Origin of the sequence: Streptococcus sp. 27098_8_99 (assembly GCF_041431935.1) — a bacterium.
GTDB lineage: Bacteria > Bacillota > Bacilli > Lactobacillales > Streptococcaceae > Streptococcus > Streptococcus parasanguinis_D.
The window spans coordinates 1-23,957 of the sequence record NZ_JAPVYQ010000017.1; the positions used below are offsets into that span (position 1 = coordinate 1).

Here is a 23,957-nt window from a genome sequence, read left to right on the forward strand (position 1 = left end):
AATTTAGAGGCTAGGACTTTTGTCCCAGCCTCTTTTTATTCTGCTTTATTAATGTCTTCTTTGACCTCATCAACATTGAATTTAGCAAAGAGGTACTGACGGTCTTGAACTGGGAAACGTTGATCCAGCTGATCGATGGCCCCCACCTCTACAATCCCTTCTGTGATGACAAAATCCATGACATGGCCACCAAAGGTGTGGTCATCTGAGATAAAGTGCAAATGATAACCAGCCACACTCACGCCATGGAAAATTTCTGGTGTCCAAAAACCGACGATGGTTCCAGTGACATTTTCCCGTGTATACTCTGGCTGATGGGTTGCAACCTCTGCAAACTTCATCTCTGGCGTTGATTTTGGAATCATACGGACATGCATCTTGGCAAAGTCACCACGAATCTTAATGGAGCGGAAAAGATTTTCCCCATCATAATAAGACTCAATACGGGCTTCCAATTCCTCGTCCGTCATTTCAAAGCGTTGGCGGAAAATCACTTCTGCTTGGTGAGGGACGACTGCTGCATAAGGAACCTTAGCATCCGGAGAAACTTCGACTATTTCAGGATGGTCTCCTGATCCCTTGGCCTGATATGCCTTACCATCTAATACGATCAACTCTCCATCAATAGAATCAAGCGTCCCAACTCCTAGATCTCCGTGTTCCAAGAGTTCTCCAATCGTAAATGAACCCCCGTACAGACCCGCCATTAGGGCACCTAAGGTATTGTATTGAAAAAGTTTCACTGGTTCCATGTTTTTCTCTCCTCATTCTATCTTCTACCAGTATACCACAAACTATTCCGAATCTTCACGATATGGTTTTGATTAGAGGCTATCATAGAGGGTTTGCATCTGCACATCGTCTGGTACGATCGCCAAATACTGGTTAGCCACTTCACGCGCCTTCGTCACATCCCCAGCCTCACGCAACAAATAAACATAGGCTTCGAGGAATTCTGGGTTGTCCTTTAAGTCTTCATAGAGCTCTTGGTAGGCTGAGACGGCCTCTTCTGTTTTCTCCAAGGCAGACAAGGCACGGGCAATGTTCCATCGAGTGACAACTGTTTCGACTTCTTCATTTTGCCAAGCCAAGACTTGGTCAAAGCGTTCCTGTTCTAAATAAAGGGTGGTCAGGCGAAGAGCAATCTCTTCGAGATCATCTGCCACTTCTTTAGCCTCTAATAGATAAGCTTCTGCCTGTTCAGGCTGGTGAAGTTCATAAGAAAGCTGAGAAGCAAGAAGCTTCAATTGGGCATCAAAGGGATTCTTCTGGATCCCTTGTTTAGCAATCTCAAGCGCTTTTTCACGGTCATTTTCAGCCTGTAAAGCTAAAGAATAACCATACTCATAGCCCTCAAAATCAGGCGACAAGGTATCAATTTGTTTGTAGTAGATCAGGGCTTTTTGGAATTCTTCTTGGTCAGACAATAAGGTCGCTAATTCGTAAGCAATCTGGTCATCAAACTCAATCTCCAGAGCTTTCTCTAAGAAGGGAACAGCTGCTTCAAACTTACCAAGATTGGCATAGGCAAAACCAATCCGTTGATAGGTGGAAATTCCTGTTGCTTCCAAAATCTCCCGATTGTCTAACTGGGCATACTCTTGGATAGCCTCTTGGTAGCGTTCCAATTCCAGATCAATTTCAGCTAGCCCTAATTGAATGATGGGATCATCAGACAAATGAGCAGCTTCAACTAATTTTTCACGCGCCACATCTGCTAAGCCTTCCATCTGATAGAGATCCGCCTTAACCAAGAGACTCGCCACATACCAGTTTGATTCAGGTCCAATTTCTTCTAAATAAGCAAAGGCCTCTTCTGTTTGGCCTTCCTCTGCAAGGATGGTTGCCAAACTCAGATACACTTCTGGGTAGGTTTCTGCAATCTGTTCATAGATTTCTTTTGCCTGAGGATAAAAACCGATACTTTCAAGATATTGACCTAAATCCAATAATTGTGATTCACTATCTTCTAACAAGGCCTGTTGAAATTGAACTTCTGCCTCTTCTAGCTCTTGCCGATCGAGAGCTTCTACCATTTGCTGACTATGACTCACTGTGTGTTTCCTCTTCTATTTCATTGTGTTCTTCATACAAGCCACTGACGACCTTATACCATTCAAAGATAGCTCCGATCACCACCTTAGCAGATGCATAGACTGGAATTCCAAGGAAAACTCCCCAGATTCCAAACATAGATCCTGATGTCAAGAGCACAAATAAAATGGTAATCGGATGGATATTTAACTGGCTTCCCAAAACCAAAGGTGATACAAAACGTCCTTCGATGGTTTGCTCCACTGCAAATACAATCAAGACCTTGATAAACATCTCTGGTCCTGCTACCAAGCCCAATACCAAAGCAGGTAACATGGCTAAGAAACTACCCAAGTAAGGGATCAAATTCAAGATCCCTGCAGAGATCCCTAGTGTCACCGCATAGCGCAAGCCAATGATCTTAAAGAAGATGATGAACATAATGGCGACGACAATGGCTACCGTAATTTGCCCTCGAACGTAGTTGGAGAGTTGGGTATTGACATCTGAGAGAACTTGTTCAGCCGATTTACGAATCTTAGTCGGTAAGAAGCGAACAATGTGGCCCTTTAAATTTTTTCCATCTCGAAGAAGATAAAAGACAATAAAAGGCATGATGATCAAGGCAACAATAACTTGCGAAGCCACTCCAATCAAGTTGCTGACCCAATTGACAGCCCGCCCAGAGATCGAACTCGCCCAAGAAGTAATGTTTGCAGACAATTCCTTGGTGATCTCATCTAATTGGGGTTTGATATCAGAGGAGACGCGATTATCTAGAAAATCATCGATGGTTGCATTGGCCTTTTCCAAATAAGTTGGCAGGTTATGAAAGAAACTCACCACTTGTCGTTGGACGGATGGAATCACTACAGCTAGACCCCAAATTAAAAGCACTGCAATCAAGAAAAAGACTAAGGAAATCGCAAAAATCCGCTTGAGTCCTTTTCTTTCAAGAAAGTCAACAATGGGGTTAAGCAGGTAATAGAGCAAACCAGAGATAATAACAGGCAGCATGACGGCTCCTGCAAACTCAAAAATAGGAATAAAAATAAAGGTGATTTTACTCAAAACCAAAAGGTTCAAGCCCAACAGCAAGGTAACTAAAAATACGGTAATGGCCTTGTTGTCTAAAAACCATCTAAAAAACCAGGACAAACTAAACTGTTTTTCTTTATTATCCACAGAGAACTCCTTTTCATTTCAATCTGTTTCTATTTTAGCATTTTTTGAGCTTGAAGTTACGAAAAAACTAGCAAAATAAGAAAGAAAGGCCCTCCCCTTTTCAACTAGCAATTGCCTTCCAATAGGACCTTTGATATAATAAACCTAACAAATCATACGAGGTGACCTATGTCTCAAACCATTTATTTCGGTACCTATACCAAAAAAGAATCCAAAGGAATATACAAGGCACAATTTGACCCTGAAACAGGGACATTGAACCATCTGGAACTAGTGGCAGCTGAGCCCAATCCAACCTATATCGCTTTTTCTGAAAAAGGCAACCTCTACAGTGTCGGAGCTGAAGAGGGAAAAGGAGGAATCGCAAGTTTTACAGCTGATTTTCAGCCGCTCAATCACGTCGTTGAAGAGGGAGCACCACTCTGCTATGTCTCTGTCGATGACAAGCGTCAACTGGTCTATGGAGCCAACTATCACAAAGGCCAAGTTCTCGTATATAAGCTAGAGGCAGATGGACGTTTGTCCTTTGTCGATCAAGACACCCACCAAGGAAGTGGTCCTCATGCCAATCAAGCAAGTCCACATACCCACTATGCAGACCTTACACCAGATCAGTACCTGATCACGTGTGACCTAGGAACAGACAGTTTGCATGTCTATGATGTCAGTGAGCAAGGAAACCTAACCCTGATCAATCAGTACCAAACAGTTCCAGGGGCAGGACCTCGTCACCTGGTCTTTCATCCTCACTATAAGACTGCTTATCTCATCAATGAGTTAAATGCTACAATCGATGTACTCTTTTATGATGGTATGGGTGAATTCGAACACTTCCAAACTGTTTCCACACTTCCATCAGACTACGATGGTCAAAAATGGGCTTCTGCGATCAAGCTCTCAGCTGATGGAAAATTCCTCTATGCATCTAACCGTGCTCACAATTCCATCGCTGTCTTCAAAGTTGTGGCTGATGGTAGCCTAGAACTCATTGAAATTGTTCCAACTCAAGGGCTCAATCCACGTGATTTCACACTTAGTCCTGATCAAAACCACCTAATCGCAGCCCATCAAGATTCACCTAATGCCACCGTCTTCAAGCGGGATCCTGCTAGCGGAAAATTGACCCTTCTATCTGACGACTTCTATGTTCCAGAGGCCGTTTGTACGGTTTTTCATTAAGTCGTTTTAGTTGTCAAACCTCTAAAAAAATGATTAAATAGATGAGAAAAAGGCGCGAGCCTGACTTCACAACTTATATTTTAGGAGACCCTAACATGAATCCATTGGACTTATTTAACCAAGTTAAAGAGATGATCGAAAAGAAAGATTTCGACGCTGCAAAGAAATTTGTTGATGACAACAAAGATAACCTCGGTGACTACCTTGAACAAGCCAAAGGGCTTGTATCTGGAAATGAAATGGTCAGCGGTGCCTTGGACAAAATCAAAGGCTTGTTCTAATAAGACGATGAGAGTGGGACAGAAATCGGTCATTCGTTAGAATTCGATTTCGTCGTCCCACCTCCGCACAGTAGAGCCCACTCAACCACTGCGTCTTGCTCGACAATCCAAAAATAATTGAGAGGCCAGGACTTTTGTCCCAGCCTCATTTTTGTTTACCCCAATCGCAAAAAAAGATCCTTGAGAAAACTCAAGGATCTTTCTAGTCTAGTAAACTAGATTATTTTTTCAAGTTGTAGAATGATTTCAATCCACGGTATTCAGCTACTTCACCAAGTTGATCTTCGATGCGAAGCAATTGGTTGTATTTAGCGATACGGTCTGTACGTGAAAGTGAACCAGTCTTGATTTGTCCTGCGTTTGTTGCAACTGCGATATCAGCGATTGTTGAATCTTCAGTTTCACCTGAACGGTGTGATACAACGGCAGTGTAACCAGCTTCTTTCGCCATTTCGATAGCGTCGAATGTTTCAGTAAGAGTACCGATTTGGTTAACTTTGATAAGGATTGAGTTAGCAGCACCTTCTTCGATACCTTTTTCAAGGTAAGAAGTGTTTGTTACGAAGAAGTCGTCACCAACCAATTGAACTTTACCACCAAGACGTTCAGTAAGAGCTTTCCATCCGTCCCAGTCGTTTTCGTCCATACCATCTTCGATAGTGATGATTGGGTATTTGTTTACCAATTCTTCAAGGTAGTCGATTTGTTCAGCAGCAGTGCGGACAGCAGCTCCTTCACCTTCGAATTTAGTGTAATCGTAAACTTTACGTTCTTTATCGTAGAATTCTGATGATGCACAGTCAAATCCGATAAATACGTCTTTACCTGGAACATAACCAGCAGCTTCGATAGCAGCGATGATAGTTTCTACACCATCTTCAGTTCCGTCGAAACGAGGAGCGAATCCACCTTCGTCACCAACGGCAGTTTCAAGACCACGACCTTTAAGGATTTTCTTAAGTGCGTGGAAGATTTCAGCACCCCAACGAAGAGCTTCTTTGAATGTAGGTGCACCAGCAGGTACGATCATGAATTCTTGGAAAGCGATTGGAGCATCTGAGTGAGATCCACCATTGATGATGTTCATCATTGGAGTTGGAAGAACTTTAGTGTTGAATCCACCAAGGTAGCTGTAAAGTGGGATTTCAAGGTAGTCAGCAGCAGCACGAGCTACAGCGATAGACACACCAAGGATTGCGTTTGCTCCCAATTTACCTTTGTTAGGAGTACCGTCAAGAGCGATCATTGCACGGTCAATAGCTTGTTGGTCACGAACATCGTAGCCGATGATTGCTTCAGCAATGATGTTGTTTACATTGTCAACAGCTTTTTGAGTTCCAAGACCACCGTAACGAGATTTGTCACCGTCGCGAAGTTCTACAGCTTCGTGTTCACCAGTAGAAGCTCCTGATGGAACCATACCACGTCCGAAAGCACCTGATTCAGTATAAACTTCTACTTCAAGTGTTGGGTTACCGCGTGAGTCTAGGACTTCGCGAGCGTAAACATCAGTAATAATTGACATTTCTTACTCTCCTTATTGAGTTATATTTTTTACTCCTCTATCATATCGTAATTAGGCTATTTTTTCAAGAAAAAACAAGGAAATCTACGAAAATTGAGAAGTTTTTAACAAGAAAACGGTTCCACTTTCTTTTTTTCTTCTATTTCCCTCCTTATTTAATTTTTTCGCATTCTTCTATTCTTCTGCTACGCTTTATGCTATACTAAGCTTATGACAGATATTAATAAAACAATTTTAGAAAAAGCTGCTGGTCCTACTCGATTCAATCCGGATGAGCAGCGTCGATTTTTGGAGACTTATGAGGAGCGGGTGATTGCTTCATGCACCTTGGAGGAGGCAAGGGACAAGATGTACCTGGAGCAGTATTCGACAATCCTCACTGATATTTCAGATCGCTTTCATCCTGTTTTGGTCAAGATCTCCCCAGCTTTAGATGAAGGCAGTCAGCTACAATATTTGAAAAAAACCAAGGATCTTGGACTTGTGGCAAGTATCGTTTCGGATGACTGTCGCCATTCTCCATTTGGTCTCATCATCCATACTGACCACCCATCTGGAATTTCACCAACAGATATGAGTCTCCAGTATCCAAATTTATTTGAAAAGAAAGAAGAGACTGCCAGTCCAGAAAAGAAATCATTTTGGAAACGTCTCTTTAGCTAAAGAAAAACCAATGGAAGGGAACATCCCTTTTCCATTGGTTTTTTAGTTTGCTTTTATTTTTAAAAGGTTCCCAATATTTCGAGCACAGGAAATCAGATTCCTTTCAGCATGAGCGAGTGCATCTGCTACCTCACAAGGACCAGGTACGATAGAGAAGGCAGCATCAATGTGATGACTAGGAAAAACAGGCAAATCCTCCGCTAAGCTACCACAAATAGCAAGCACTGGGATCTTCTCTGGTGTTCGTTTGGCCACCCCGACAGGTGCTTTCCCAGAAAGGGATTGGAGATCCATCCTACCTTCCCCGACCACGACCAGATCAGCTTTTTGTACTTTGTGATCAAAGTCAATCAAATCGAGGCTTTTTTCAATTCCTGATGAAATCTGACCACCCGCAAAAGCGACCAAGCCAGCAGCCATGCCACCTCCAGCTCCGGCGCCAGGCATGGACAATATTCGTGCATCAGCTAGCTGGTAAAAATCCTGCATAGCCTGATCAACAGCTGGAAACAGAAGCGGATTCAATCCCTTTTGCCCACCAAAGATATAGGTCGCTCCTTGACTGCCACAGAGAGGATTGGTTACATCCGTTAAGACTTGGAGCTCGATGTCTTCTAAAGCTTTTGGAACCGCACTGGTATCTATTCTAGCCACACGACCGAGCGAAGCACCGACAGGACGAAGCAGATGGCCTTGTTCATCATAGAAGGCTACCCCAAGTCCAGCAGCCATCCCAATCCCACCATCATTCGTTGCAGAACCGCCAATTCCCACACAGATCGTTTTAACCCCTTGGTCAACCAATTGCAAAATGAGTTCACCAATTCCTCGTGTTTCCAGTTCAAGAGGATTTCGTTTTTCAGCTGGAATCGAACCTAAACCGACAAGAGAAGCCATCTCAAAAAAGGCCATCTCATCTTTTTGGTAGTAAGACATTGAAACAGGCTGTTCAAATGGTCCGGTTACTTGCGTTTGGTACTCCGTTACATCCAGAACTCCAGCTAGGGTTTCCATGGTGCCTTCGCCACCATCCCCTATAGGAAGGAGGTCAAAAGTTACATCTGGTAGAGCCTCTTGAAATCCTTTTTTCAAGGCCTCTGCTACTTGTTTGGCAGATAAGGATTCTTTAAATGAATCCGGTGCTAGTAGGATATGCATGCTGTTTCCTTTCTATGCTGGTCTAGAATTTCAAGAACAAGGCTTAAATCCCTCTTCTCGATACGATATGGGGCTCGCTCAGCGACGATTGGCTTAGCCATAAAGGCAATCCCGATACCGGCTGTTTCAATCATCGGAAGGTCATTGGCACCATCACCCACGGCAATCGTCTGACTTCGTGGGACATGATTTTCTTTCGCCCACGTCAGGAGAGACTCTTTTTTCCTTTCAGGTGTGATTATCCCACCGAGGACTTTCCCTGTCAAACGGCCATCAGAAGCCTCTAAACGATTTGCTAGGACTAGATCAATTCCTAAAGACCTCGCAATAGGGTCGATGACTTCATGAAATCCCCCGGAAACAAGACCAACCTTGTAACCTCTTTGATGTAGTTCCGTGATTAAGCTTTCAGCACCCGGCGTGACTTCCATCTGTTCCAAAATTTTCGGAAAGATAGAGGTCTCTAATCCCTTCAATAAAGCAACACGCGCCTCTAAAGATGCTGAAAAATCCAGCTCCCCTTTCATCGCTTGTGCTGTAATCTCTGCCACTTTTTCTCCCACGCCAGCTTCTTGAGCTAGTAGATCAATCCCTTCCTGTCTTATCAAGGTTCCATCCACATCCATAACGAGGAGACCTGTTACTTCTTTCATCGCTTTCCTTTCTTATTTCTCCCTTACTATACAAAAATAGGGTTTAAATTTCAAGTTTCAATGATGATTTGAAGATAAAAAAATGACCTCCTAAAAGGTCATTTTTCTATTATTAGAAGCGAATTTGCTCCCGGGTTTTTTCATAGGAAGTAACAAAGCGATCAGTTACACCAGCTTCTACCATTTCCAAAGCATCTGAGATAACTTTGAAGGAAGCCGCATAGTCATATTCTCTTTCGAAAATATAAAGGGACTCATCAAAGGCTGCCTGTACATGATCATCAAATGAACGGTAACGGTTCGAGTATTGCAACAATTGTTCTGTTAATGTCGCATTTTGAACAATTCGATACGCCGCTTCTTCCAATTCATTCATATCATTGGTCAAGATTTCCAACAAACGATTGGTTGATTCGATGTTGATTTTATCCCCTTCCAACTCATCCATCAAAGCTTCTGTATTGTTACTTGCAGTGAAGAAAATTTCTAAGAATTCTTGAGGAATTCCTGGCAAGTTTCGTTTGTCCATATAGCGTTTAATAGCATGCAAACGATTAGCATAGATGTTGACTTTTTGGCGAGCATTGGCATCGTCTTTTTCAATTTTTGAAAGGGAATCACTTAAGCCAATTTGCTCATCTTCGATTTCTTTCAAGCGAGCTTCAATAGCTTCTAACTCTTCTTCTACGATAGAATAGGCCTTTTGTGTTTCAGATGAATCTTTCAAGGCATCTTCTACCACATTTTCTTGTGAAGATAGCTCAGCTTCCAACTCTTTTAACTGTTGGCTGAAGCTTTCATTCAAGACGAATGTTTTACCGAGACGTTCCACTTCTGCCGCAAGCTTGCTATTGTTATCTTTAGCATGTTTCAAATAGCCAGGCAGTTGTTTCACTAACTTCTTCACAACTTTTTGTGATTCAATTTCACGAGTAAAGATGTGATACAACGCATCGATTTCTTCTTGAATTTGTTCATTTTCGTAAATGGCATTGTCCAATTCAAGGGCAGATACATTGGCCATATTGTTCTTCAAGGAAGCATGCAACTGTTGGAAACGAGATTCAATATCTGTTTCAGTGAAGTGGTATCCAGATTCCAAAAGCTTGCGGTAGCCACTTTCCAAATCCTCTAATTGATCAGGAAGTTTTGTTTGAAGAGCAGTGACAATTTCTGGCACTCGCTCAACAATTTGTTTTAAGGCTACAATATGATTTTCAGCTGTATCAAGGATTTCAGCCGCTTCAACAGGGTCACCTGAAGAATTCAAGGTTACAAATTGTGAAAACTCAGATTGAATATTTCCAATTTGTTTTTCAATTTCAGGAAGCGCACTGCCATAACGATCTGGGTCTGAAGTGACTTCTTTTTGAAGTTCCTCAAACATATCCAAGGCATGAACCACACGTCCGCTATTCTTTTGTTCCTGCTCTTCCAGATCAGAAAGGGCTTTCCGAATCGCCTTGATATCTTCGTCGATCAATTGGATCTGACTTTCGATATTGTCAATGGCTTGTTTGGCCTTCATGAAACGGAAAGAATTATTATAGCCTTCCGCTTCAAACAGATTGTTTTCAATATCAGCAAATGAATTTAAGGATAAATCTACCCATTTTTGATTCCATTCACGAAATGCAATTTGACTTTGACCAATCAAATGCATGTTTTTCACAGCCTCTACTTCATCGTTGACTGGAAGGTTGTATAACTTTTCTTTTCTTTCTTCCAGTGCAGCCAGTAAGGCTTCGTTCCGTTTTCTCAAAATCACTGCAACCACATATCCTACAATTAAGATGAGGGCTACAACAATGATGAGAATAATTAGTCCACTAGACATATAAAAACTCCTTCATCGTATTACTTGAACGTAATCCTAGTAATTATACCATAAAATATCCATTAATGGGAAGCGTTCGTTGAATTTTATACATCGAGTGTACTATATTCAGCGTTTTCTTCGATAAACTCACGACGGGGTTCTACTCGATCTCCCATCAACATATCAAAAATTTTATCTGCTTCAGCAGCATCATCTACAGATACACGCGCCATCAAACGATGTTCAGGGTTCATAGTTGTTTCCCACAGTTGGTGATCATCCATTTCTCCAAGACCTTTGTATCGTTGGATAGTTGGTTTTGAGCGACCTTCTGAATAGCGTTCCAAGGCTGCAGCTAATTCTGCTTCTTGGTTAGCACCTGGTTGGATATATTCTTTAATTTCACTACCCACTTTGACCCCATAGATCGGTGGTTGCGCGATATAAACATATCCCGCCTCCAAGACTGGTTTCATATAGCGATAGATCAAGGTCAATAGAAGAGTTCGGATATGAGCGCCATCGACATCAGCATCGGTCATGATCACTAATTTTTGATAACGCGCTTTTGTAACATCAAATTCTGCACCAAATCCAGTTCCCATTGCTGTAAATAGGCTACGAATTTCTTCATTGGCTAGAATTTTGTCCATACTTGCTTTTTCAACGTTTAAGATCTTACCACGAATTGGGAGAATCGCTTGAAATTCCCGATTCCGACCGGATTTTGCAGATCCTCCGGCTGAATCCCCTTCGACGATAAAGAGTTCTGTTTCTTGTGGATTATTTGAAGAACAATCTGCCAATTTACCAGGTAAGTTGGAAATCTCAAGCCCCGATTTCTTACGGGTCACCTCACGAGCTCGCTTAGCAGCCACCCGAGCTTTCGCCGCTAAAATCCCTTTTTCGACGATTTTCTTAGCAATTTGTGGATTTTCCAAAAGGAAATCAGAAAAGGCATCACTAAAGAGTCGATTGGTAATTTTAACAACTTCTGAATTTCCAAGTTTGGTCTTGGTTTGTCCTTCAAACTGTGGATTAGGATGTTTAACCGAGATAACTGCTGTTAAGCCTTCTCGAACATCCTCCCCAGTTAGATTGTCTTCGTTTTCTTTTAAGAGCTTATTTTTCTTAGCATAATCATTGATCACACGAGTGAGAGCTGTACGGAAGCCCTGTTCATGCGTCCCACCTTCATGGGTATGAATGTTATTAGCAAAACTCATGACCGTCTCATGGTAGCCTGTGGTATATTGCATAGCTACTTCAACTGTAATATCATCCATTTCACCATCTGTGTAGATTGGTTTTTCAAAGATGACATCCTTGTTTTCATTGATGTATTCGACGTAACTAGAGATCCCACCTTCGTAGTGGTAATGCTTTTCTTGCTCCAGGCCTTCTCGCTTATCCGTCAAAGAAATACGCAAGCCACGATTCAAAAAGGCTAGTTCTTGAATCCGTTTATTTAATTTTTCAAAATCATACTCGGTGGTTTCCGTGAAGATTTCTGGGTCTGGAATAAAGTGGACAGTTGTCCCTGTCCGATCAGTCTCCCCGATGACTTTCAAATCATCCACAACCTGTCCACGTCGATACTCTTGGTAATAGATACTGCCGTTTTTATAGACGCGAACATCGAGGGATGTGGAGAGGGCATTCACAACGGATGACCCTACCCCGTGAAGACCACCAGAAACCTTGTAGCCGCCTCCGCCAAATTTTCCTCCCGCGTGAAGCACGGTAAAGACAGTTTCAACGGCAGGTCGGCCTGTCTTTTCTTGGATATCCACTGGGATCCCACGACCATCATCGACAACCGTGATAGAATTATCTGCTTCAATGAAAACTTCAATATGGCTAGCAAAACCGGCTAAGGCTTCGTCAATCGAGTTATCTACGATTTCCCAGACCAGGTGATGAAGACCTTCTTTTGAGGTAGATCCAATATACATCCCCGGACGCATCCGAACGGCCTCTAGTCCTTCCAAGACCTGAATCTGACTGGCGTCATATTCTTGTGCTTGATTTTCTTGCTGTTTATCCTCTGTCATAATTTCCCTTTTCTATTCAAATATAAACTGGTGTAAGTGTGGCATGGAATCAAATAAATAGGTCGAAAGCCCTGCAGCCTCCCCAGCTTCTATATCGATCGGACGATCTCCGATGACCAAACCATCTTGAATGCCATATTTTTCCTTCAAATAAAGCATAGAGGCTGGATCTGGTTTTCGAGGAAATCCCTCGTCTGCTGTTACAATCTCCGTAAAGAAGGGGGCAATTCCTGTCTGTTCAATGAGGGTCAGAACTTGGCGATCCCGATGAGATACCAAAAAATGGCGTCCTCCATGTGCTTGTATCTCTGCTAGTAACTCTTTTACCCCCTCAAATAAGACCGGCTCTTGCAAGCCTAAGGCTTCTTTTTTCTTGTATTCCGTACGAAAATTGGAAATATGAGGTGCAAAAGTTTGAATTGCATCCTGTGTTGAGATTTTTAATGCTGCATAAACAGAATCATGATCGGCTTGGATGTGAAAGTCCTTCAATGTCGCTACAAAGGCATTTGTGGACGTTTCGTAATTATCCAATAGCGTCCCACCAAGATCCCATATAAAATCATGATAATTCATAGTCAATATTATACCACAAATGGACAAAAAAAATAAGCTAAAACCCTCATTTAGGGGGATTTTAGCCATTTTTTACGGTCATTTCATTTTAAATCAAAGAGAAGTCATTTTCCGTCATAGAATGTGATCTTTCACCAGAAAAAATGGTGTCCAAAAGAGCTCTTTTAAGCATCTCCAAAGACGTCTTGATAGAGCATTCCTTTACGAAGGTTTTGGGCATCTCCTCCAAATTGCTCTACCAAGGCATAGGCTAAGGCAAGAGCAGTTGAAGGACCACGACTGGTCAGGAGATTACCGTCTTTCACCACTGTTTCTTTCTGATAGTGTCCATCTTGAATCTCTTCTTCAAAACCATCGTAACAGGTATAGTGTTTATCTTTTAAGAGGCCGGCACGCGCCAAGACAATTGGTGCTGCACAAATCGCAGAAATGATTTTTCCTTTTCTACTTTCTTCTTGAAGAGCTGCAATCAATTCCGAATTATCCCGCAAATTCGCAGCTCCCGGCATCCCACCTGGTAAGAAGATTCCATCATAATCTGACAGGTCCCCATTCCAGAGGCGATCGACTTCCACTGTGATCTGGTGAGAACCTGTGACCGTTTCTTCCATGCCAATAAGGTCACAGTCGATCCCAGCCCGTCTCAAAACATCGACAATGGTCAAGGCTTCAATTTCTTCAAAACCGTTTGCTAAAATCGTTGCTACTTTTTTCATTTTCATTCCTTCTTTCTATCTATTGCGCCTTTTTAAGGACTACTTTTTTACGGATTGGAGGCCCTTCTTCTGGCTCTTTCTTTTTGCTGCTATGATTATATATTGAGAGGACCAGACCAATACCAATCAGATTACTAATAATAGACGATCCACCTTGTGAGATAAAGGGGAGGGGAATCCCCGTCAAAGGGAGAAGACCCGTTACTGCTCCGACATTTTCAAAAATATGAAAGACCAGCATCATGATAAATCCGATGGAAATATAGGTATAAAATTGGTTATTGGACTGGAGGGTAATTTTTAAAATGCGGTAAATCAGGGTCACATATAAAATCAACAGCACCAGAGCTCCAACAAAGCCAAAGTCTTCTGCGACGACCGTAAAAATCATATCGCTTTCCCGTACGGGAACCAATAAATTGGAGACATTAAAGCCTTGCCCAAAGAGACCACCACTAGCAATAGCTAGCTGTCCTTGTGCCTGCTGGTAGGTGGTGGTTTGTGCATAGTCAAAAGGATTTAACCAGGCTAAAATACGGTTCATCTGATAGGTTGGCATCCCTACTTGCTGGTGCAGAAAAGCTCGCCCCCCTTCTGAAAGAAAGAGGAAGAGAAAGCCTGCTAATCCACCTGCCAGAAGCAAGATGACCGGCAAAATAATTTTCCAGGAAACTCCTGAAACGAGCACTAAGCCCGCAAAAATGGCCAAGAATACTAAGGCCGTTCCCAAGTCCTGTTGGAGAGCCAATAAGGCAAAGACCGGAATCGTATAGATGGTCAACTCTAGAATCAAAAACCAATCTTGTCGTAATAATCGCTCACGCCCCTTATTTCTTTGCAAAAATCGGACAATAGAGCGTGACAGCATCAGGATGAAGGGGATCTTCATAAATTCTGAGGGCTGAAATAAGGTGATGTTCCCATAAGCCACCCAGTTTTTAGCTCCTGTTGAAGCCACCAAGTTGGGATTATAAAAAACAAGAGGAAGAACCATCAAGGCCAAGCCTAGTAGGTAAAGAAAGGGAGTGATTTTCCAAAGAAATTTCGTACTAAAAATCGTCACAATCAGGCAAATGATACATCCCACACCAATCCAGGCCAATTGCTGCCCCAAAAAAGGCCACACCATTTGGGGATAATCATGAGAAACTGCCACATAAACGGATAAGATCCCAATCATAAGTAGGGTGAAGACAATTCCAATGATCGAATAATCCAGGTGGATCGTCCAAAAATGATTTTTCTTCATTCACGTTCCTTTCTGTGAGAATCATCAAATTAATTAATAGAACAACATCTGTAGAATCAAGCTAGATCCTGCCACACAGAACCAAGCAATCAAACCTACCAGAAGGGGGGCTGCTCCAGCCGAACGGAACTGTTTCCAAGAAACCTTGCTTCCGATTCCAACCAAGGCCATGGCCATAAAGAGGTGAGAAAGGTCATTTAGGTATGGTAGGACCACTTTAGGTACCAGGCCAATAGAAGAAAGAATGGAAGCCACAATAAACCAGATAATAAACCAAGGAATAATTTTCTTTAACATTCCTTTGTTTCTTCCTTGTTGTTTACTCCGATACCATTTTAAACCGATCAAGCCCAAACAAACTGGTACAATCATCAGGGCGCGTGTTAACTTAACAATTGTAGCCATTTGCCCCGCTGCTTTACTGTAAGAAAATGCTGCTGCTACAACAGATGACGTATCGTTAATGGCTGTTCCTGATCAGAGGCCAAATTGAAAATTAGACATATGCCATAAATGGCCTAATACTGGAAAGATAAAGACAGCCAAAATGTTGAAGAAGAAGATAGTTGACATAGATAGGGCTATTTCCTCTTCGTCTGCTTCAATGATCGGCGCTGCTGCTGCAATAGCAGATCCACCACAAATAGCTGTACCAAACCCAATTAAGGTCCGTAGGTGAGATTTCAGGTGGAAGACTCTCCCAAAAATAATAGCTGCAAGAAAGGCAACGGTTATCGTTGGCAGACTAATCTTTAAAGAAGACAAACCTGTAGAGGCAACCGTCGCAATGGGCAAGCTAAATCCCATGAAGATAATCGAATACTGTAACAATTTCTTACCGGACCAGTTCAAGCCTGGTCGTGAATTCTCCGGCAAATCCACAAATTCATTAAGGACAATTCCTAAAATTAAGGCAAAAACACTGGAGCCAATAATGGGAAAGAAAGTTCCCAACAACATAGCACAAAGTGCCAGTACAAATGCAATTGCAAGTCCAAATCCTTTATTTTTCATTTTCTCAATTCCTTTCAAAAAAGTCAGCTGCTTGCTCAACAAGCCGCTCTCTCACTGTCGTGTGAAGGGGCAACACTTGTTGCAACCCGTCCAAAATTTGTTTTCCATATCGCTTGGTTACCACCCGCTGATCTAATAAAAGCACCAAAGATTCCTGATCTTGAAAACGGCTGGTTCTCCCAATAGCCTGTTTAAGTCTTAAAATCGCGACTGGAAGACTATAGTCATAAAAGGGATTTTTCCCCTGTTCTCTGAGTTTTGTATTCAGCTTTTGAACCATATAATCTTTAGGGTTGTCAAAAGGAAGGCGCGTGATGATTTGAATCACTTCTTTTTGTTGGGAAAAATCGACTCCCTCCCAAAAGCTTCCTGTACCCAATAAAATAGAGGTTTCTCCTCGGTCAAATCGTCGCTTAATATTAGCTGCATCGCCATTTCGATACTGGGCCAAATGAGGAAACTTCAAGGCGTTTGACGTCTCCAGTAACAATTCTTTTGAGGTAAACAAGAGAAAAATTGGTTTTCTTAGAGGAAAAAGTTTATCGATGAGCTGACAAATCTCTCCTGCATACTCCACGGAAGATAGAGAAACGACATCTGGAAAATCTATCGGCACCAGCAATTCCTGGTGTTGTTTGACTGTTATTGGCACCCGGTAGATCTGCTGCTCTTGATATCCTAAAAGAGCAGGTAAATGCACCTTTTTACTGATCGCGATCGTTGCTGATACAAAGAGCACGGGCACTTCTTCAGGGACAAACTCCTTAAAGGATAGCAAGTCCTCAACTCCACCATGGAGACGAAGAATCTGGTGGCTTTCAACCACTTCCTTGTCCATCCAAAAGGTCTGGTAGCGCTCATCAAACAATTCCCTTAGATTCTCTAAAGATTCGTTTTTTAATTCCGATACATCCTGTCGAATTTTTACCACTGTTTGATCTGATAAGATCGCTACTTTTCCTTGTACAACTTCCTTAGAGCAGGCATTTAATTCAAATTGAATACTTTCCAGCAAACGCCGTTGCAGAAGATCTTTTTCCTCTTCGATGGCGTGTTGCAAGCCTAGAAGAAGAGATTGCAAGGTTTCTTCTCTCTGTGAAAACTGCTCCAAAGCAAAGAAGAGTTTTTGCGCTTCATCCACTACCAGAACAGACTCTTGAAGTAGACTCTTATCATCCTCTAGACGGGTCAACAGATAGGCATGATTAGTCAGAATTACCCGGCTGGTTTTCACTTTTTCCTGGCCGAGACGCCAAAAATCTTCCTGATAAAAAAGCGAACGCTTTGACAATTGGCCATCGTGGCATATTTCAGATACAAAATGAAGATGACGATAGAGTTGACCAATTTCACTGAATTCTCCCGTTTCCGTCATGGTCAGCCAAACCAACAGTTGCATTTTAAAGCGTCGAACCATCCCATTATCTGACTCACTCTGTAAGGCCTCATAAAATTTATCGAGTTGGATGTAATCCTTGGGACTTTTCAGACTATGAAAGGGAATTTGGAAAAGATCTTGGATGGTCTTTCCTTCCTTCTTCATAATTTGATCCTGAAGAATTTTAGTCGGAACACTGACAAGAATGCGCTTAGAGGTTTTCGCCAAAAGCGTTAATAGATAAGCGTAGGTCTTCCCAATACCCGTTGGCGCTTCAATAAAACTCGGAAGTGGCTGTTGCAAACTATCCTCGATATAGGCAACAAATTCTCTCTGCTCCGGATAAGCCTCCATTCCCAACAGCTGCATATTGAGTTCAAACTGTTCAGACAAATGACGACTTTCTAAAAACTGCTGTGGCTTTCGCAGATAGAGACCATGAACTTCTACTAAATGAGCTGGTAAAAAAAGGCTACTGTCTTCAAGCGCATCTTCTATTAAGAGTCGTGATTCATAAATCAAACAATCTGCCATCGAAAGAAGTTTTTCGATCAATCCTCTTGGCAAGTTCGCAATTTTCTCTCTCAATTTCAACAGCAGCTGGGCTGTTGCCATAGCATCCGCTAGAGCGGAGTGAGCATGGTGCAACTCAATTTCCAGTTCAGCCGCAAGAGCTCCTAAATTGTAGCGTTCTAAAGTCGGATAGAAAATTTGAGACAATTCAACCGTATCAATCCGAGGAGTCGTTAGCTCAAATCCTTCCCAAAAGAGGGCTTCTGCTAATAAATTCGCATCAAATTTGACATTATGGGCCACAAAGACGGCATCTTCTATTAATTCAAAAATTTCTTTTGCCACTTGTGCAAACTCTGGTGCTTTTTTCAAGCGAGCATCTGTCAGGCCAGTCAATTGTTTGATATGCTCATCCAATCGTTCATGGGGATTCACATCCGTCTCATAGGATTGCCTAATCCTCCCATCTTCGATGATGACAATCCCAACCTGAATGATCTTAGCATTGCTTCCAGCACTGGTCGCTTCCAGATCCACAATGGCATATTTCCGTTTCTGTCTTGTCATAATACTTAAAATTATATCACGTTTGAGCAAGCTCTGCAGATTTTTTTCTCCTTTCATGCTGACTTCAATCCTGTTATTTTCTTCGCAATTTGATACACTATTCTAGAAAGGAGTCCTTATGAAAATCTATCGCACTGTTAATCCTGTAGCTTATGAAAACACCTACTACCTTGAAAATGACCACTCCCTCATTCTTGTCGATCCAGGTAGCGACTGGACGACCATTCAAAAACAAATTGATCGTATCGGTAAACCAATCGTAGCGATTCTTTTAACCCATACGCATTACGATCACATTATGAGTCTTGAAAAGGTTCGTCAGACGTATCATTTCCCACCTGTTTATGTCCATTCAGCAGAAGCCAGTTGGTTGTCTTCTCCTGTCGATAATTTATCTGGTTTGGATCGTCATGCAGATTTAGAAGATGTTGTATGCAAGGAGGCCGACTTCCTTTATGACATTCGCTCTGATTACCAAATAGCTGATTTCCACTTTTATGTTCTGGAGACACCAGGCCACTCTGCAGGAGGGGTTTCCATCGTCTTTCCTGAGGATCACTTGGTTCTATCTGGTGATGCCCTTTTTCGTGAAACCATTGGACGGACCGATCTTCCAACAGGGAACGCGGCACAGTTGCTTAGCAGTATCAGAGAAGAACTCTTTCCCCTTCCATCTTCCTACACCGTCTATCCCGGTCATGGCCCTGAAACTTCTATTGGTCACGAGAAGATGTTCAATCCTTTCTTTAGACAATCCTAAAGAGGACTATATCATCCTTCCTGTCCTCATAAAAGTAGACAAAAAAAGCAAGTGCGAACTTGCTTTTTTATTATATCTTAAGAAAACGTCTCATGGAGATTGAAGAACCAATCGCTCCAATCAAAATTCCTAATCCAAAGAGGCCACCGACCATGATCGGTACCAAGAGATGAGGACTATAGAGATACAAGTTTTGATCTGCCAAGTTATTGTTCATAGATGTATAGACAACATTATAAACATAGAAGACCAAAGCCGAAGGAACCAAGGCTCCCAAAAGACCGATCCAAGCACCTTCTAAAAGGAATGGTGCACGAATATAGCCATTTTTTGCTCCTACCAGTCGCATAATCTTAATCTCACGACTACGTGAAATGATGGTAATCCGAATGGTATTTGAAATCAAGAAGACTGCGATGAAGATCAATAAAGCTACACCAATCAAGCCCCAGTTTCGGATGAAGGTTCCAAGAGCAAACAAGCGTTGGGTATCGACCCCACCATCTTTAACCTCAGAAACTCCTTCAATTTTTTTAGCATCTGCTGAGACTTGCTTCACATATTTTGGAGCAGTTGTCTCTACATAATAAGCATCATAGAGAGGATTGGCATCTCCATCAAAAATCTTCCAGTTGTTCCCAGCCGTTTTGATCAGTTTATCATACTGTTCTTCCTTGCTAGAAAAATCAACCTTGTCGACATGCTTCATGGCTGTCAGAGCATCGTAAACCTTATGGTAGTTTTCATTGGTCACGGTTTGACCGTCTTTTTCAATCTGCTCGCTCTGATCTTGAATATCCTTGCGCATGTATACTACAACCCGCACACTGTTTTGAATATCATCTGAAAGCTTAATGGTATTGGCAATAACTGAGGCGAAAATAGCAACCAAGCTAAGGGTAATCATAACCGAGCTGACCGCTGCAATCGTCATCCAACCATTTCGTTTCAAGCTTTTAAGCGATTCGATTAAGTGTCGGAAAAATCTTCTAATCATCGTATCCGTACTCTCCTTCCGCTTCATCACGCACTACACGACCATTTTCAATCGCGATGACACGGTGACGTAAAGTATTTACAATCTGGCTATTGTGGGTCGCCATCAATACTGTGGTCCCTTGCAGATTAATCCGCTCCAAAAGATTCATGATTTCCCATGAATTATCTGGGTCCAAGTTCCCCGTTGGCTCATCCGCAATCAAGACTTTCGGATTGTTGACGATCGCACGAGCAATCGCAATCCGTTGTTGCTCTCCACCGGACAATTCATTCGGGAATGAGCGGACCTTGTGTTTCAATCCGACAAGATCCAAAACTTCCATCACACGCTTTTTAATATTGCGACGGCGCTCACCGATAACTTGCATTGCGTAGGCAATATTTTCATAAACGGTTTTCTTTGGAAGCAATTTATAATCTTGGAAGACCACTCCTACATTGCGTCGCAACATAGGAATATCGCGTTTTTTGATTTTATCCAAATCAAAATCAGCTACTTTCAAACTTCCTTTATCGTGTTTGACTTCACGGTATAAAAGTCGAATAAAGGTCGACTTCCCTGCACCAGAAGGTCCTACGATGTAGGCAAATTCTCCTGGTTCAATTTGGACAGAGACCCCGCGAAGGGCTGTAGTCCCGTTGTCATACTTTTTGACAACATCTTTCATTTCAATCATTGACATGTAATGAAATTCCTTTCATTCTTTTCTGGTTGATTCCCTCTAGGTTATTGGAGACGCCATTTAAGGTAGGCATCGATAAAGCCATCGATATCTCCATCCATCACCTTGTCCACCTGCGCTACTTCGTAGTTGGTCCGGTGATCCTTAACCATGGTGTAAGGGGTAAAAACATAGGAGCGGATTTGACTTCCCCAGGTGATTTCTTTTTTATCCCCTTTTAGGGAATCCACTTCTGCTGCTTTTTTCTCTTGCTCTAATTGGTAGAGTTTAGCTTGCAACATCTTCATCGCACGATCACGGTTCCCGTATTGGGTCCGATCCACGGTGGACGCCACTACAATCCCTGTCGGAATGTGGGTCAAGCGCACCCCTGTAGAAACCTTGTTGACGTTTTGTCCACCAGCTCCACCAGAGCGGAAGGTGTCCATCTTGATATCATCATCACGAACTTCGACTTCGATGGTATCGTCTAATTCGGGCATGACCTCAACAGATGTAAAGGAGGTATGACGACGTTTAGCGGAGTCAAATGGAGAGATCCGAACCAAACGGTGTACGCCCATTTCAGATTTAAGAAGACCGTACGCATGTGGCCCTTCAAAGGATAGAGTCACAGACTTGATTCCAGCCTCATCTCCAGCCTGATAGTCCAAGACTTCAACCTTGAAGCCATGAGCATTTCCAAAACGAGTATACATCCGAAGAAGCATGTCGCCCCAGTCCTGAGCTTCTGTTCCTCCTGAACCTGGGTGGATTTCTAAGATGGCATTATTATTGTCATAGGGTTCAGACAATAGCAAGGTCATCTCATAGCTGGTCATACGTTTATCCAGCTCCTCCAACTTCTCGATCAATTCTTCTTTGACCGAATCGTCTTCTGCCAAAAAGTCCAGTAAGATTTCTGACTCATCAAAGAGATCCACCATTTGATGGAAATTTTCATAGGTCTGCTTGAGTTCATTTAATTCTTGAGATGTCTTTTGCGCAGCAATGTTATCATCCCAAAAATCAGGTTCTGTCATTTTATTTTCTAAAATGGCAATTTCTTCTTCCAATGTCTCTAAGTCAAAGAGACCCCCTGAAAGAAGCTAATTTTTCACGATTTGCATCAATTTTTTGACGAATTTCTGAAATGTCCATAAGTACCTCTTTCTATGTATCTAGTCTATTATATCATAACCTTCACTATTTGCCCACCTTCCAATATTGGATCTACTGGTTGACCACTGCCAAGCCAGCTGATTTTCAGCATTTTTTCTATTCATTTGTAACCTAATTGTTAGAAAAAAAGATTCTCTTATGCTAGGCTGGTAGCATGACAACAGTAGCTTTTATGTCCGATTTACATATTGATTCAAACAACTTCGGCAAAGAAGAATTAGAGACCCTGATCACTCTTTTCAAGGACAAAAAAATTCAACATCTCCATATTGCAGGAGATATTGCCAACGGCTTTGAAAAGACCTCACAGGAATTTTTAGACCAACTTCAATGTCACCTTCCAGTGACCTTTAGCCTAGGAAATCATGATATGCTTGGCCTGTCAGAAGAAGCCATAAGACCTTTTGAATTTCAAAAGATTCCCTTCTCCAATCATACGCTTCTTGCCTTTTCGGGCTGGTATGACTACAGTTTTGTTCCTGCCATCTCTCCCCAAAAACATCTCCAAACCAAAAATCTATTTTGGTTTGACAGACGCCTCCAACGAATAGGATCTGATCCAGCCATTACCAAAAATCTTTTGCAAGAGCTGAAACAAGAGCTCATGCGTGTAAATCAACCTTTGATTATCGCCATGCACTTTGTTCCTCATAGTCAGTTTCTCCTACGCCATCCTTATTTTGAACGCTTTAATGCTTTTCTAGGGAGCCAAGCCTTTCATGATCTGTTTAGACAATATCCAGTCAGAGAGGTGATTTTTGGTCATAGCCACCACCGAATGCCAGCGACAACGATTGACACCATCACCTATCATGCCAGACCTTTAGGCTATGTCCGAGAATGGGAGCTTTGCAAACAATTTTTCGAAGCTTTTCCTGAATATGATTTTCCAAAACAATACGATCCCTACAAACGCTATCGCAGAATTAAAGACCTCCCCGAATTTAAAGCATACAAGAAAAAACAGCTCGCTCATGAATTTTCTCAAGCCATGACGATTCTTGAACTATAAAAAAAAATTGGTCCCTCTGGGACCAATTTTTTTACTCTTCTGTATCTAAGAGATTTTTTGCAACGATTGCTGCGAGAATTCCTCCGACAATTGGAGCCAAGATAAAGATCCAAATTTGTTTAAGAGCCGCACCACCAACAAAAAGGGCAGGCGCCAAGCTACGAGCTGGGTTAACGGAAAGTCCTGTAATGTTCAAACCAACAAGAATAATCAAAGTCAAGCTCAAACCGATCACAAGACCAGCGATCTTCCCATTACCTTTGGTAGCTGATGTCACAGTCATGATGACCAAAATAAAGATAAAGGAAGCAATTACTTCAAACAAGAATCCGCCAAATGGAGTCACACCCTTCGCTAGGGCATTTTCACCAAGACTAGCTGTTGACATACCTGAATTTGACAAGAGGAAGAGTACTGTTGCAGATGCGAGTACCGCACCCACTACTTGCGCTGCAATATAATTAACCAAGTCCTTTGAAGACAAGCGTTTGTTCACAAACATGGCAATCGAAACAGCCGGGTTCAAGTGGGCACCCGAAACAGTCCCAATTGAGTAAGCTGCTGCAACAATGGATAAACCGAATGCCAAGGCAATTCCTAAATGTCCCAGACCTTCTGTCCCATTTCCAAAAACAACTGCGCCAGTCCCGATAAAGACAAGCATAAATGTGCCAATTACTTCAGCAAAAAACTTTTTCATAACTAAGTTTCCTTTCTTCAAACTGTTGACTAGTTTATCAAAAATCCACACGTACCTCAAGAAATATGCCCAGTCTAT

The 23,957-nt window shown here is 42.2% G+C and carries 21 protein-coding genes and 1 pseudogene; 5 read left to right on the forward strand and 17 right to left on the reverse strand.

Going from position 1 to position 23,957, the window contains the following annotated elements; translation table 11 throughout:
• Nucleotides 1-35: 35 nt before the first annotated feature.
• The 3 genes from budA to O3605_RS09055 form a co-directional block, all read right to left on the reverse strand.
• Nucleotides 36-752: an acetolactate decarboxylase gene (gene budA / locus O3605_RS09045; protein ID WP_021153550.1), complete on the reverse strand. Its 717-nt coding sequence runs from the start codon at nucleotides 750-752 to the stop codon at nucleotides 36-38.
• 72 nt (nucleotides 753-824) lie between these two features.
• Nucleotides 825-2,054, reverse strand: coding sequence for a tetratricopeptide repeat protein (locus O3605_RS09050; RefSeq protein WP_371585960.1), 1,230 nt, complete (start codon nucleotides 2,052-2,054; stop codon nucleotides 825-827).
• The gene (locus O3605_RS09055) at nucleotides 2,044-3,219 is read right to left on the reverse strand and encodes an AI-2E family transporter (protein ID WP_024054839.1); all 1,176 of its coding nucleotides are present in this window, start codon (nucleotides 3,217-3,219) and stop codon (nucleotides 2,044-2,046) included. Before O3605_RS09055 ends, O3605_RS09050 begins: the two co-directional genes overlap by 11 nt.
• A gap of 168 nt (nucleotides 3,220-3,387) precedes the next feature.
• Here O3605_RS09055 and O3605_RS09060 point away from each other — a divergent pair, with 168 nt between their 5' ends.
• Both O3605_RS09060 and O3605_RS09065 read left to right on the forward strand, forming a co-directional pair.
• Nucleotides 3,388-4,398 carry a lactonase family protein gene (locus O3605_RS09060; RefSeq protein ID WP_371585961.1) on the forward strand — a complete coding sequence of 337 codons (1,011 nt, stop codon included), beginning with the start codon at nucleotides 3,388-3,390 and terminating at the stop codon, nucleotides 4,396-4,398.
• Nucleotides 4,399-4,493: 95 nt separating this feature from the next.
• Nucleotides 4,494-4,679, forward strand: a complete 186-nt coding sequence (locus tag O3605_RS09065) for a hypothetical protein (RefSeq protein WP_003002861.1) — start codon at nucleotides 4,494-4,496, stop codon at nucleotides 4,677-4,679.
• Between the two features lie 220 nt (nucleotides 4,680-4,899).
• Here O3605_RS09065 and eno read toward each other — a convergent pair whose 3' ends face one another.
• On the reverse strand, nucleotides 4,900-6,204 hold the full coding sequence (gene eno, locus O3605_RS09070; RefSeq protein WP_003018962.1) for a surface-displayed alpha-enolase: 1,305 nt from the start codon (nucleotides 6,202-6,204) through the stop codon (nucleotides 4,900-4,902).
• Nucleotides 6,205-6,414: 210 nt separating this feature from the next.
• Here eno and O3605_RS09075 point away from each other — a divergent pair, with 210 nt between their 5' ends.
• A complete protein-coding gene (locus O3605_RS09075; RefSeq protein WP_371585964.1) occupies nucleotides 6,415-6,867 on the forward strand; it encodes a DUF1694 domain-containing protein in 453 nt (150 codons plus the stop codon).
• 42 nt (nucleotides 6,868-6,909) lie between these two features.
• On the opposite strand, the gene O3605_RS09080 is transcribed toward O3605_RS09075, so the two are convergent.
• From O3605_RS09080 to O3605_RS09120, 9 genes and pseudogenes are all read right to left on the reverse strand, one after another.
• Nucleotides 6,910-8,025, reverse strand: coding sequence for a glycerate kinase (locus tag O3605_RS09080; RefSeq protein WP_371585966.1), 1,116 nt, complete (start codon nucleotides 8,023-8,025; stop codon nucleotides 6,910-6,912).
• Entirely contained in the window at nucleotides 8,010-8,678 is a 669-nt protein-coding gene (gene serB, locus O3605_RS09085; protein WP_371585968.1) for a phosphoserine phosphatase SerB, read from the reverse strand. Before serB ends, O3605_RS09080 begins: the two co-directional genes overlap by 16 nt.
• A gap of 112 nt (nucleotides 8,679-8,790) precedes the next feature.
• Nucleotides 8,791-10,515 carry a septation ring formation regulator EzrA gene (ezrA, locus tag O3605_RS09090; RefSeq protein ID WP_371585969.1) on the reverse strand — a complete coding sequence of 575 codons (1,725 nt, stop codon included), beginning with the start codon at nucleotides 10,513-10,515 and terminating at the stop codon, nucleotides 8,791-8,793.
• A gap of 86 nt (nucleotides 10,516-10,601) precedes the next feature.
• Entirely contained in the window at nucleotides 10,602-12,551 is a 1,950-nt protein-coding gene (gene gyrB, locus O3605_RS09095) for a DNA topoisomerase (ATP-hydrolyzing) subunit B (RefSeq protein WP_061455066.1), read from the reverse strand.
• Between the two features lie 12 nt (nucleotides 12,552-12,563).
• Nucleotides 12,564-13,127: an HAD-IA family hydrolase gene (locus O3605_RS09100; protein WP_371585970.1), complete on the reverse strand. Its 564-nt coding sequence runs from the start codon at nucleotides 13,125-13,127 to the stop codon at nucleotides 12,564-12,566.
• Nucleotides 13,128-13,291: 164 nt separating this feature from the next.
• Nucleotides 13,292-13,843, reverse strand: a complete 552-nt coding sequence (locus O3605_RS09105) for a DJ-1 family glyoxalase III (RefSeq protein ID WP_371585972.1) — start codon at nucleotides 13,841-13,843, stop codon at nucleotides 13,292-13,294.
• Nucleotides 13,844-13,862: 19 nt separating this feature from the next.
• Complete coding sequence (locus tag O3605_RS09110; RefSeq protein WP_023918634.1) at nucleotides 13,863-15,092, reverse strand: FtsW/RodA/SpoVE family cell cycle protein; 1,230 nt, start codon at nucleotides 15,090-15,092, stop codon at nucleotides 13,863-13,865.
• A 33-nt stretch (nucleotides 15,093-15,125) separates the two neighbouring features.
• A pseudogene (locus tag O3605_RS09115) lies at nucleotides 15,126-16,106 on the reverse strand (putative sulfate exporter family transporter).
• Between the two features lie 4 nt (nucleotides 16,107-16,110).
• Nucleotides 16,111-18,564: a bifunctional DnaQ family exonuclease/ATP-dependent helicase gene (locus O3605_RS09120; RefSeq protein ID WP_371585995.1), complete on the reverse strand. Its 2,454-nt coding sequence runs from the start codon at nucleotides 18,562-18,564 to the stop codon at nucleotides 16,111-16,113.
• Between the two features lie 118 nt (nucleotides 18,565-18,682).
• Between O3605_RS09120 and O3605_RS09125 the strand changes: the two genes are divergently transcribed.
• Nucleotides 18,683-19,324: an MBL fold metallo-hydrolase gene (locus O3605_RS09125; protein WP_371585974.1), complete on the forward strand. Its 642-nt coding sequence runs from the start codon at nucleotides 18,683-18,685 to the stop codon at nucleotides 19,322-19,324.
• 70 nt (nucleotides 19,325-19,394) lie between these two features.
• Here the strand turns inward: O3605_RS09125 and ftsX are convergent, their stop codons facing one another.
• From ftsX to prfB, 3 genes are all read right to left on the reverse strand, one after another.
• The gene (gene ftsX, locus O3605_RS09130; protein WP_042759907.1) at nucleotides 19,395-20,321 is read right to left on the reverse strand and encodes a permease-like cell division protein FtsX; all 927 of its coding nucleotides are present in this window, start codon (nucleotides 20,319-20,321) and stop codon (nucleotides 19,395-19,397) included.
• Nucleotides 20,314-21,006 (reverse strand): cell division ATP-binding protein FtsE, encoded by a 693-nt coding sequence (gene ftsE, locus O3605_RS09135; RefSeq protein WP_003008021.1) that lies wholly within the window; start codon nucleotides 21,004-21,006, stop codon nucleotides 20,314-20,316. The genes ftsX and ftsE overlap by 8 nt, the downstream gene beginning before the upstream one ends.
• 44 nt (nucleotides 21,007-21,050) lie before the next feature.
• A protein-coding gene (gene prfB, locus O3605_RS09140) for a peptide chain release factor 2 (RefSeq protein WP_214254792.1) occupies nucleotides 21,051-22,146 on the reverse strand; the annotation gives its coding sequence in 2 pieces (ribosomal slippage) (nucleotides 21,051-22,073 and nucleotides 22,075-22,146; 1,095 coding nt in all).
• 175 nt (nucleotides 22,147-22,321) lie between these two features.
• On the opposite strand from prfB, the gene O3605_RS09145 reads away from it, so the two are divergent.
• On the forward strand, nucleotides 22,322-23,179 hold the full coding sequence (locus tag O3605_RS09145) for a putative phosphoesterase (protein ID WP_371585976.1): 858 nt from the start codon (nucleotides 22,322-22,324) through the stop codon (nucleotides 23,177-23,179).
• A gap of 31 nt (nucleotides 23,180-23,210) precedes the next feature.
• Here O3605_RS09145 and O3605_RS09150 read toward each other — a convergent pair whose 3' ends face one another.
• Nucleotides 23,211-23,879, reverse strand: a complete 669-nt coding sequence (locus O3605_RS09150) for an MIP/aquaporin family protein (RefSeq protein WP_049497435.1) — start codon at nucleotides 23,877-23,879, stop codon at nucleotides 23,211-23,213.
• Nucleotides 23,880-23,957: the final 78 nt, after the last annotated feature.